Annotated in this window: 12 protein-coding genes; 7 read left to right on the top strand and 5 right to left on the bottom strand. The window is 72.2% G+C overall.

All coding sequences use genetic code 11. The annotated features are described in order from the left end of the window. Window positions 1–878, bottom strand: an 878-nt coding sequence (locus IE312_RS40955; protein ID WP_229900171.1) for a DEAD/DEAH box helicase family protein, incomplete at its 3' end; no start/stop codon positions are given. A 40-nt stretch (window positions 879–918) separates the two neighbouring features. Beyond that, a complete protein-coding gene (locus tag IE312_RS19840) occupies window positions 919–1,785 on the bottom strand; it encodes an MHYT domain-containing protein (protein ID WP_189983636.1) in 867 nt (288 codons plus the stop codon). Window positions 1,786–2,062: 277 nt separating this feature from the next. Here IE312_RS19840 and IE312_RS19845 point away from each other — a divergent pair, with 277 nt between their 5' ends. Both IE312_RS19845 and IE312_RS19850 read left to right on the top strand, forming a co-directional pair. Continuing rightward, the gene (locus IE312_RS19845) at window positions 2,063–2,935 is read left to right on the top strand and encodes a glycerophosphodiester phosphodiesterase (RefSeq protein ID WP_189983638.1); all 873 of its coding nucleotides are present in this window, start codon (window positions 2,063–2,065) and stop codon (window positions 2,933–2,935) included. A gap of 40 nt (window positions 2,936–2,975) precedes the next feature. Continuing rightward, window positions 2,976–3,530, top strand: a complete 555-nt coding sequence (locus IE312_RS19850) for a methylated-DNA--[protein]-cysteine S-methyltransferase (protein ID WP_189983640.1) — start codon at window positions 2,976–2,978, stop codon at window positions 3,528–3,530. A gap of 16 nt (window positions 3,531–3,546) precedes the next feature. Here IE312_RS19850 and IE312_RS19855 read toward each other — a convergent pair whose 3' ends face one another. Next, complete coding sequence (locus IE312_RS19855; protein ID WP_189983642.1) at window positions 3,547–3,978, bottom strand: VOC family protein; 432 nt, start codon at window positions 3,976–3,978, stop codon at window positions 3,547–3,549. 99 nt (window positions 3,979–4,077) lie between these two features. Between IE312_RS19855 and IE312_RS19860 the strand changes: the two genes are divergently transcribed. Together IE312_RS19860 and IE312_RS19865 are read left to right on the top strand one after the other, a co-directional pair. After that, window positions 4,078–4,986: a pseudouridine-5'-phosphate glycosidase gene (locus IE312_RS19860; RefSeq protein ID WP_189983645.1), complete on the top strand. Its 909-nt coding sequence runs from the start codon at window positions 4,078–4,080 to the stop codon at window positions 4,984–4,986. Beyond that, complete coding sequence (locus IE312_RS19865) at window positions 4,971–6,005, top strand: carbohydrate kinase family protein (protein WP_189983647.1); 1,035 nt, start codon at window positions 4,971–4,973, stop codon at window positions 6,003–6,005. The genes IE312_RS19860 and IE312_RS19865 overlap by 16 nt, the downstream gene beginning before the upstream one ends. A gap of 53 nt (window positions 6,006–6,058) precedes the next feature. Here IE312_RS19865 and IE312_RS19870 read toward each other — a convergent pair whose 3' ends face one another. Then, complete coding sequence (locus IE312_RS19870; RefSeq protein ID WP_189983649.1) at window positions 6,059–6,853, bottom strand: methyltransferase domain-containing protein; 795 nt, start codon at window positions 6,851–6,853, stop codon at window positions 6,059–6,061. Between the two features lie 323 nt (window positions 6,854–7,176). On the opposite strand from IE312_RS19870, the gene corA reads away from it, so the two are divergent. Next, a complete protein-coding gene (corA, locus tag IE312_RS19875; RefSeq protein WP_189983651.1) occupies window positions 7,177–8,304 on the top strand; it encodes a magnesium/cobalt transporter CorA in 1,128 nt (375 codons plus the stop codon). A gap of 51 nt (window positions 8,305–8,355) precedes the next feature. Here corA and IE312_RS19880 read toward each other — a convergent pair whose 3' ends face one another. Then, window positions 8,356–8,988, bottom strand: a complete 633-nt coding sequence (locus IE312_RS19880; RefSeq protein ID WP_189983653.1) for a nucleoside/nucleotide kinase family protein — start codon at window positions 8,986–8,988, stop codon at window positions 8,356–8,358. A gap of 124 nt (window positions 8,989–9,112) precedes the next feature. Between IE312_RS19880 and IE312_RS19885 the strand changes: the two genes are divergently transcribed. Further along, window positions 9,113–9,811, top strand: coding sequence for a DUF2293 domain-containing protein (locus IE312_RS19885; RefSeq protein ID WP_189983654.1), 699 nt, complete (start codon window positions 9,113–9,115; stop codon window positions 9,809–9,811). Window positions 9,812–10,016: 205 nt separating this feature from the next. Beyond that, window positions 10,017–10,658: FAD-dependent oxidoreductase (locus IE312_RS19890; RefSeq protein ID WP_189983656.1), on the top strand; the 642-nt coding region annotated here is incomplete at its 3' end.

A 10,658-nucleotide genomic window follows, 5' to 3' on the forward strand; every position in this document is an offset into this window, starting at 1 on the left:
CGCTGGGCCTCCAGGAGCTTGCCCTGCTTCTCCAGCTCCGCCAGCCGGTCCCCCAGCTCCTTCTCGATGTCGTTCACGGCCCGCTCCATGCGTTCGGGACCGGCGACGTAGTGGGAGGCGGGGAAGACGTAGAGCTGCCGGTCGTCGCTGATGATCTCGCCGGTGAGCGGATGGAGCGTGGAGAGCGCCTCGATCTCGTCACCGAACATCTCGATGCGGACGGCCAGCTCCTCGTAGACGGGGAAGATCTCGATGGTGTCGCCCCGGACCCGGAAGGTGCCGCGGGTGAAGGCCAGGTCGTTGCGCGTGTACTGGATGTCGACGAAGCGGCGCAGCAGCTCGTCCCGGTCGATCTCGTCGCCGACCCGCAGGGGGACCATCCGGTCCACGTACTCCTGCGGGGTACCGAGGCCGTAGATGCAGGACACCGAGGCCACCACGATGACGTCGCGGCGGGTGAGCAGCGAGTTCGTGGCCGAGTGGCGCAGGCGCTCGACCTCCTCGTTGATCGAGGAGTCCTTCTCGATGTACGTGTCCGACTGCGGAACGTAGGCCTCGGGCTGGTAGTAGTCGTAGTACGAGACGAAGTACTCGACCGCGTTGTTCGGGAGCAGCTCGCGGAACTCGTTGGCCAGCTGGGCGGCCAGCGTCTTGTTCGGCGCCATGACGAGGGTGGGGCGCTGGAGCTTCTCGATCATCCACGCCGTGGTGGCGGACTTGCCGGTGCCGGTCGCGCCCAGGAGGACGACGTCCTTCTCACCGGCCTCGATGCGCTTGGCCAGCTCGGCGATGGCCGCCGGCTGGTCGCCGCTGGGCTGGTAGGGGCTGACGACCTCGAAGGGCGCCACCGTACGTTCGATGTGGGAAACGGGCCGCATGCCATCAACCGTACGACCCCCCACTGACAACCGGCTCCGATCAGCGGTTCTGCGGGGTGCGGGAGTGGTGGTGCACGGGCCTGCGGCCCTCGTGGAGGGCGGGGCGGCGGTCGGTGTGGGCGGTGACGGCGGCGGCCGGGACGCCGGGTTTGTGCTCGACGGGCGTCCGCTGGGGGCGTCCCACGACCATGAGCGGGTCGACGATGACGACGACGCCGGCGAGCAGCAGGAAGGCGAGCGGGCCGATCAGCATCGGTGCGAGCGCGGACGCCGCGGGCGCACCTCCGCCGGCGTGGGCGGCCCCGTCGAGGTGGACGGTGAGGGCGGACATGCCGGTGTAGTGCATGCCGCTGACCGCGAGCCCCATGACGAGACTCGCTCCCACGCTCCACAGGAAGCCCCGTACCTGTCCGGCGGCCCACAGCGCGGCGGTGGCGGCTACGACCGCTATGACGACGGAGGCCGCGACGGTGAGTGTGTTGTACGTGAACCGCCCGTGGAAGCGGACTCCGGCCATCCCCAGGTAGTGCATGGAGGCGACGCCCAGACCGGTGATCGTGCCGCCGGTGAACAGGGGGGTGCCGGTGGCGCCCCGGTACCCGACGATGAAAATGCCGATGCCGACCATCACGATGGCGAGGCCGAGGCTCGCGTAGGTGAGCGGCCTGTCGTAGTGGATCGGCGCCTCCTCGATGGTGAAGCCCATCATGGCCACGAAGTGCATGGTCCAGATGCCGGAGCCGATCGCCGCCGAGCCGAGGGCCAGCCAGGCGGGGCGCCGCGCATGCGTGACCAGCAGGGACCGTGTGGTGCAGCGCAGGCCGAGGGCGCCGCCGAGGCACGCCATCAGGTAGGCCACCACCGGGGTGACGGCCCCGTAGCTGAATCCGTCGACCGTGCCTTGCATGCGCGGCTGCCCTTCCGCCTTCTCGCGTCCCGGAATACCTGAATATGCCCCCGTCCCAGGACCGCGCCGGCGGTCAGGGTGTCGCAGAGAGTATGACCCCCACCGGAATGGTCGAACGACTTTCCGGCAAAGAAACACGCCCTTGCCCCAGATGTGCGGCCCCGGTGAGCGGACGTGGACAGCACCATTCATTCTGTGGTCATCGTGCGCCCGGATGCCGTTGACTCATTGCTGTCAGTCTGGTGCTGCCCGTATTCGCCCGAAGCGAGGAGGACGCATGTACGCGCGCGTAGTCGCCATCACCGCCGCCGCGGCCCTGGGGACGGTGGCGGTCCTGCTGAGCCCCGCCTCCGACGCCCGGGCGCGCGAGGTCCGCGTGCCCACCGTGATCGCGCACCGGGGCGCCTCCGCCTACGCGCCCGAGAACACGCTCGCCGCCATCGACAAGGCTGCCGAGCTGGGCTTCTCCTGGGTCGAGAACGACGTCCAGCGCACCAAGGACGGCCAACTGGTCGTCCTGCACGACGACAGCCTGCAGCGCACCACGGACGTCGAGGAGGTCTTCCCCGGCCGGGCGCCCTGGAAGGTGTGGGACTTCACCGCGGCCGAGATCGCCCGGCTGGACGCGGGCCGCTGGTTCTCCCCCGCCTACGCGGGCGCGCGCGTGCCGACGCTGGAGCAGTACATGCGCCGGGTCGAGCACAACCACGAGAAGCTGCTCCTGGAGATCAAGAACCCTGAGCTGTACCCGGGCATCGAGCAGCAGACGCTGAAGCTCCTCGGCAACGAGGGCTGGCTGGACCACCGGCACCTGGGACGGCTGATCGTGCAGAGTTTCAGCGCCGACAGCGTGCGGACCGTGCACGAACTGAAGCCCGCGGTGACCACCGCCTTCCTCGGCGCCCCCACCGTGGCGCAGTTGCACCGGTTCGCGCGTTTCACCGATCTGGTCAACCCCTCGTACCGTTCGCTGTCCCACCGGTACGTCACCGCCGTGCACGCCTTCGACGGACCGCACGGCAGGCCGCTCGGGATGTTCGCCTGGACGGTGGACGACGCTCCCACCGCCCGGGAGGCGGCCGGCTACGGGGTCGACGGCCTCATCTCCAACCGGCCCGACGTGGTGCGGGCGGCGCTGGGTTCGCACTGATTCCGCGGGCGTTGTCAGTGGCGGGTCGTACCGTGGGCGCATGGACAGCCACGGGCAGGATGAGCAGCGGGTCGTGTGGGCCGTCGTGGGCACGGAGATCGGCCCGCTGATGCTGGCGGCGACCCGCGACGGCCTGGTCAACGTCGTCTTCCACGCCTCGGACGCGGTGCGCGACCGGGCGCTGGAGCGGCTTGCCGCCCGGCTGGGCGGCAAGCCCGTGGAGGATCCCGGCTCCCCGCTGCTTGCGGAGCCGATACGCCAGCTGCGGGCGTACTTCGCGGGCGAGCGGCACGCTTTCGACCTGTCGCTGGACTGGTCGCTGATCTCCGGATTCAACCGGCAGGTCCTGCGCACACTGGCGTCCGGAGTGCCCTACGGCACCGTGGTGGGCTACGGCGATCTGGCCGGACGGGTCGGACAGCCCGGCGGGGCACAGGCGGTCGGGGCGGCGATGGGAGCCAATCCGCTGCCGGTGGTCGTGCCGTGCCATCGGGTGGTGGAGAGCGGCGGCGGCATCGGTGGTTTCGGGGGCGGACTGGAGACCAAGCGGAAACTGCTCGCCCTGGAAGGCGTACTGCCCGAACCCCTGTTCTGACCGGCCCGGGACGCGGCTAGTCGTCGTAGTGCCGGGCCTCGAAGACGTTGCCGTCGGGGTCGCGGAAGTAGAAACTGCGCGTGGCGTCGCCGCGAGCCCCGGACAGCCCGTGGTCGATGGCCGACACCGGGACGCCGTGGTCCTCGAGGCGGGCACGCAGGGCGTCGAAGGCACCGGCCGGCAGGGACAGGCAGACGTGATGGACCGGGTGGCCCGCGCTGTCGGCGGAGCCGGGCAGCATCCCCATCCGCTCCGCCGACGTGTGCGGGGCGAGGTCGAGGATGGTCTCCTCGTTGACGCGTACGGAGGGGAAGGGCGCCTCCCCCCGCTCGAACTCGACGACCCTGAGCGGCTCCAGTCCTACGGCCGTCTCGTAGAAGGCGGCCGCGGCGACCGGGTCGGCCACCCACAGCACGACGTGGTCGAGGCGCGTGGTGTTGTTCGTCATGTGATCCAGGCTGGCGGCCTCCCCCGCGGGCCACAAGCGTTTAGGCATGGCCGGCGCCCGCCAGAGATGAGGAAGGACCGACGGACAGGAGGCGGGCACGTGGTGCTGGTGGTGTCGGAGGAAGTCCGCGAGGCGATCGACGCGCGGCGACCGGTGGTGGCCCTGGAGTCCACGATCATCGCGCACGGCCTGCCCCGCCCGCGCAATCTGCGGGTGGCCCTGGAACTGGAGGAGGCGGTCCGGCGGGAGGGCGCCGTACCGGCGACCGTCGCGGTGCTCGACGGGCGGCCCCGGGTCGGTCTGGACAAGCAGCAGCTGGAGCGGGTCGCGAGCGAGGACGGCATCCGCAAGCTGGGCCATCGTGATCTGCCGCTCGCCGTGGCGGCGGGCGCGAGCGGGGCGACCACCGTGTCGGCGACGGCACAGCTGGCGTCACTGGCCGGTGTGCGCGTGTTCGCCACCGGCGGCCTGGGCGGGGTGCACCGGGAGTGGACGGTCACCCAGGACGAGTCGGCCGACCTGGGCCTGCTGGCACGCACCCGGATCACGGTGGTGTGCGCCGGAGTGAAGTCGATCCTGGACGTCCCGGCGACGCTGCAGCGGCTGGAGACACTGGGCGTGGCCGTCGCCGGGTACGGCACGGACCGGTTCCCCGGCTTCTACCTGTCGGACTCGGGGCATCCGGTCGACTGGCGGCTGGACACCCCGGAGCAGGTCGCCGCCGTCATGCGCGCCCAGGACGCGCTGGACGCACCGGGGTCGGCGCTGATCGTCGCCAACCCGGTCCCGGAGGCTGAGCAACTCGATCCGCAACTGCACGCGCGCGTGCTCGACGACGCGCTCGACGCCTGCCAGGAGCACGGAGTCACCGGGCAGGCGGTGACCCCGTTCCTACTCGACCACCTCGTCCGGCACACCGACGGTGCCTCGCTGGCCGCCAACCTGGCGGCGGTGCGGGGCAACGTCCGGCTGGCCTCGCGGATCGCCACGGCGTGGACCCGGGGGTGACCGCGGTCCGGAACGGAGCGCTGCTGGTCGTCGGGGACGTGGTCACGGACGTGGTCGCCCGGCACCGGGGGCCGCTCGCGGCCGGCACCGACACGGCCGCCGCGATCCGGACGCTGCCGGGCGGTGCGGGCGCCAACGTGGCCTGCTGGGCCGCCCACGCGGGCTGCGCGGACGTACGGCTGCTGGGCCGGGTGGGCGGTGACTCCGCCGTGTGGCACGAGCGGGAACTGGTCGCGGCCGGGGTGCGGCCGTCGCTCGTGGTGGACCCGGAGGCACCGACCGGGACGGTGATCTGCCTGGTCGACACGGGTGCGGCGGCCGAGCGGACGTTTCTGACGGACAGCGGAGCAGCCCTGCGGCTCGGCCCCGCGGACTGGTCGGACGCGCTGCTCGACGGGGTGGCCCGGCTGCACCTGTCGGGCTATCTGCTGTTCACGGAGCCGAGCCGGGCGCTCGCCGGGAGGGCGCTCGCGGCGGCACGCGCGCGGGGGGTCCCGGTCAGCCTGGACCCCGCGTCGGCCGGCTTCCTGGCGGAGCTGGGAGCGGACCGCTTCCTGGCGCTCGCGGAGGGGCTGGACCTGCTGCTGCCCAGCCGGGACGAGGTGTGTCTGCTGACGGGGCTGCCGGACCCGGTGGACGCGGCGGCCGCGTTGAGCCGACGGGTACCGCTGGTGGTGGCCAAGGCGGGTGCGGACGGGGCGCTGGTGGCCCGGTCCGGAGCCGTGGTGGCGCGGATCCCTGCCGTACCGTCGGTGCCCCGCGACACCACGGGCGCGGGAGACGCCTTCACGGGTGCCTTCCTCGCCGCGCTGCTGACGGGCGCGGGCCCGCAGGAGGCGGCGGCCCAGGGATGCCGGGCGGGCGCGGAGGCGGTGCGGCGGGTGGGCGGCAGACCCCCGCTGCCGGGAAGAGGGAACCGCAGGAGGGTGCCGGAACCGGGTGGCGCGCCGCGGGAGGATCGCCCGGCCCACGGCGGCTCGTGCGCCGGCCGCGGTCGGCAGTCGGTCACCGAAGGCTGACCGCTGACCACTGACCAGACACGGGGCGCCGGGCTGCGGGCGGTCGCTGCCGGCTACCTCTTGTGACCCCACGCCGAGATCATCGGTGCGGTGGTCAGGTCCATGGTGCCGGCCGCCACGTTCGCCAGGTGCTGGTCGATCTCCGCGTCGGTGGCCAGGCCGGCGGCGACGAGCCGGTCGCGGATCTGCCGGACCGTCGCGGCCTCCAGCGCGGTGCAGGCGGCCGAGGCCACGGGGAAGTACGCGTCCGCCTCGACGTCGTGCAGTCCGGCCTCACGGAGCAGTCGCGGGAGCTTACGGCCGTAGGAGAGGTCGGCGCCACGGTCGGCGAGGAGCTTGCGGAAGCCCTGGCGCAGCCGGTTGGCGAGCCGCTGCTCGGGACCGTACTCGTCAGGGCACGTCAGGGGCTGGAGAGCGGGGTCCGCGTCCTCGATCAGCAGTCGGCCGCCCGGGCGCAGGGAGGTGATCATGGAGCGCAGCGCACGTTCCCGGTCCGGCACGTGGACGAGGACCAGCCGCGCGTGGACCAGGTCGAAGCCTGCGCCCGGCGGCTCCTCGGCACCCACGTCGTGGACCCGGATCTCCACCGGCGGGCGGGCCGCGGTGGGGAGCCGGGAGGTGTCGATGTCGGTGGCGACGACCAGACCGGTGGGCCCCACCTTCTCGGCGAGCCAGGACACGACGGAGGTGCCGCCGGCCCCGACCTCCCAGCAGCGCCAGCCGGGACCGATGCCGAGTCCTTCGAGGTGCCGGAAGGTCGTGGGGTCGAACAGCGCGGTGAAGGCGTCGAAGCGTTCGCCCGCCTCGTGCTGCCGGTTGTCCAGGAGGTACCTGCCCGAGCGCGTCATACCCCGATCATCCCAGTGGCCGGCTCCCGGGCCGGTCGCCGGTGCGTCGCCATCGCCGCGTCGGCACAGTCGGCACGTCGTCGTTCCTGGGCGTGGTTGAACACGTCGTCGTTCCCACGGCGTGGTGGAAACGGCGTGGTTCGCTACGGTGTCGGTCGCCGCGCCGTCGGTCGCCGTGTCGCCGGTCGCCGTGCCGTCCACAGGCGGGAACTAAGCGGAACTCCCTGTTCACACAGGCGTGCCCGCGCCGTGCCCGCGACTGGCAGACTTGCCGGGCAAGGCGCGAGAGCGGTGAGCGAGGAGATCCACGCGAGGAGATCCAGATGTCCATGGCAGGGAATCTGCGGAAGGTCACGGGGCTGGGCAGGGTCGGCGGCCTGCGCAAGGTGGCGCGGCTGGCCCGGCGTCGGCCGCGCGTGGACCTGAGTCATCCCGCCAGGTCACCGCTGGGCTCGTCGGTGGTGAACTGTGTGACGTATCAGGACGGCGTGCGCGTGCCGGGGTGCGCCGACCTGGTGGATGCCGTGCGCCTGGTGCGCAAGACCGGCGAGGGCTTCGTCTGGCTCGGGTTGCACGAACCGACGGACCGTGAGTTCGCGGGCGTCGCCGACCTGTTCGACCTGCACCCGCTGGCGGTGGAGGACGCGGTCGAGGCACATCAGCGGCCGAAGCTGGAGCACTACGGGGACACGCTCTTCGGGGTGTTCAAGACCGTCTGCTATGTGGAGCACGAGCAGTTGACGGCGACCAGCGAAGTGGTGGACACCGGCGAGATCATGGTCTTCGTCGGCAGGGACTTCGTGATCACGGTGCGGCACGGCCGGCACGGCTCGTTGGGCCCGCTGCGCGAGGAGCTGGAGGCGCACCCGCAGCAGCTCGCGAAGGGGCCGGCCGCGGTGCTCCACGCGATCGCGGACCACGTGGTCGACGACTACCTGAACGTCACGGACGCGGTGCAGGCGGACATCGACCAGGTGGAGACGGAGGTGTTCTCGGAGAACGGGGCGCGTCTGGACCCGGGCCGCATCTACCAGATGAAGCGTGAACTGCTGGAGCTGAAGCGGGCGGTGGTGCCGCTGGGCCGCCCGGTGGAGGATCTGGCCACCCGGCCCATACGGGTCGTGGATGCGGAGATACAGGCGTACTTCCGGGATGTGCTCGACCATCTGATCCGGGCCAAGGAACAGATCGCCGCGTTCGACGAGCTGCTCAACTCCATCCTTCAGGCACATCTGGCGCAGGTGACCGTCGCGCAGAACGAGGACATGCGGAAGATCACGGCCTGGGCGGCGGTGATCGCCGTGCCGACGATGGTGTGCGGGGTCTACGGCATGAACTTCGATCACATGCCGGAGCTGCACTGGTCCTTCGGGTATCCGCTGGTGATGGCAGTGATGGCAACGGCCTGTCTGGTGCTGTACCGGGGGTTCCGGCGCAACGGCTGGCTCTGAGCGGCGGGTCGCGGTGGAGGGTGCGCGCCGTTCAGCAGGGGTCTGAGCGCGTCAGCCGCTCCATGCGGGGTGACGCGGGTCGTCGGCGCGTACCAGGACGTCCGCCGCGCCGGCCGGGTCGGTCTCTGCCGCGTAGCGTTCGAAGGCGGGCAGGGTCCAGTGGTCGGCTTCGGGGGTGCGGCGGCGCAGGGCGCCCGGGGAGAGGAGGAGGTGCACGGTCAGGTCGAAGGGGAACCAGTGGCGCAACAGGAGTGGTCCGTGGAGCAACAGGATTCCGCCGGGCGGGAGGTGGACGTAGGGGCTGCGGGTGGCCCGGTCCGTGGCCGGATCCCACAGGTCGGGCAGGACCCGCCCGCTGCCTCCGGGGTCGAGCGGGCCGAAGACCTCGCGCCACAGGGCACCCGTGTCGTACCAACCGCTGTAGTACGACTCCGCGTCCCGCCGCCCGTGCTCCAGGCGGAGTGAGGCGGGGCGCAGGAAGCCCTCCGTGCCGACGACGAGCGAGGGCCGCCCGAGCACCCGCAGCGCCTCCCCGACGCGCTCGGCGAGGTCTCCGGGCTGGGCGGCCGGGGCACCGTCGAAACCGACGCGCGGCCAGGCTCCTCCGTCGGCCGTCGCCGTACCGGCCAGCCGGTCGGCAAGCCGTTCGGCCAGCCGGTCCCAGGTGATCGCTTCGAGTCGCACAGGGCCCATGATGCCGGGTGGCCGGGGAGAGCGGCGGGGGTGGAGAAGGAGCAGCGGTCCAGCAGGCGAGGACCGGCGTGGACGGGCGTGGGAGACGGGGGCGGTGACGGGGAAAGTACCGCGTATGGCGCTTTCCGCAACTCCCCGCTGGGCAGGCAGGCTTGTCGTCGTACAGGCGCTGAAGCGGAAGCGGTGCGCCCGCTGCCGGCGGGGCCCGCTGTCGCTGCTGGTGCTGACGGACGGCGCACCGTGGTGCCTGGTCTGTGCCGATCTCGGGCACCTGGTGTTCCTGCCGCGCGGTGACACGGCCCTGACCCGCAGGTCGCGGGAGGAGAGCGCACTGTCGGCGGTGGTGGTGCGGTTCAACCGGCGCAAGAGCCGCTATGAACGCCAGGGAGTGCTGGTGGAGGAGGCCGCCCTGGCCCGGGCCGAGGCACGGTGTCTGGCGGACGCGGAGGCGCGGCGCCGGCGGCGGGCCCGGGACGCACGGCGGCGAGCGGCGGAGGACGAGCGGTTCGTGGCGGCGTTCGCGGCCGAGATCTTGCGGTTGTTCCCCGGTTGTCCCGCCGAGCGGGCACGGGCGATCGCGGCCCACGCGGCCGTGCGGGGCAGCGGCCGCGTCGGGCGCAGCGCGGCCGGGCGGGCGCTGACCGAGGGGGCGGTGATCTCGGCGGTCGTGGCGGGCGTACGGCACGTGGACACGCCGTACGACCAGCTGCTGATGCGCGGGGTGGCGTGGAACGAGGCCCGGCGCCGGATCGCCCCGACGGTGGAGCGCGTGCTGCGGGCGTGGCAGGGGGCCGGGGAGGAGGACGCGGGGTGAGAGTGCGCGGAACCCTCGTCCGGTCCGGCACCGGCCGCTCGCGACAGCCCTGATCAGCTCCCGGAAACCTCCCGGCAGAAAGCGCTGTCCGACACTCTGCACGGCCGCCGGACGGGACGTATCGTGGCCGGAAGAGTGCCGCACGATGACGCACGGCCCTTCGTACGCCCGGTGCCTGCGGTGCCCGTACGCGAGGAAGACGCCCATGGCCGATCCCAAGGGGTTCATGACCACGCCGCGCCAGGAGTGGCCGCGACGGCCCGTCGAGCGGCGGGTGCGGGACTGGGACGAGGTGTACGTCCCGGGCGCGCTGCTGCCCATCATCAGCAAGCAGGCCGACCGCTGCATGGACTGCGGCATCCCGTTCTGCCACCAGGCCTGCCCGCTGGGCAATCTCATCCCCGAGTGGAACGACCTGGTGTCACGGGAGGACTGGCGGGCGGCGAGCGACCGGCTGCACGCCACGAACAACTTCCCGGAGTTCACCGGGCGGCTGTGTCCGGCTCCGTGCGAGTCCGGCTGCGTGCTGGCGATCAACCAGCCGGCCGTCACCATCAAGAACGTCGAGTGCGCGATCGCCGACCGGGCGTGGGAGGAGGGGTTCACCCCGCCCCGCCCGCCCGAGCGGCTGTCCGGGAAGACGGTCGCCGTCATCGGCTCGGGACCCACGGGGCTCGCCGCCGCCCAGCAGCTGACCCGGGCCGGGCACACGGTCGCGGTGTACGAGAAGGACGACCGGATCGGCGGGCTGATGCGGTACGGCATCCCCGAGTTCAAGATGGAGAAGCGGCATCTGGAGCGGCGGATCGAGCAGATGCGCGCCGAGGGGACGAAGTTCCGCACGTCG

The organism is Streptomyces capoamus (assembly GCF_014654935.1).
GTDB classification, from domain to species: Bacteria; Actinomycetota; Actinomycetes; order Streptomycetales; family Streptomycetaceae; genus Streptomyces; species Streptomyces capoamus.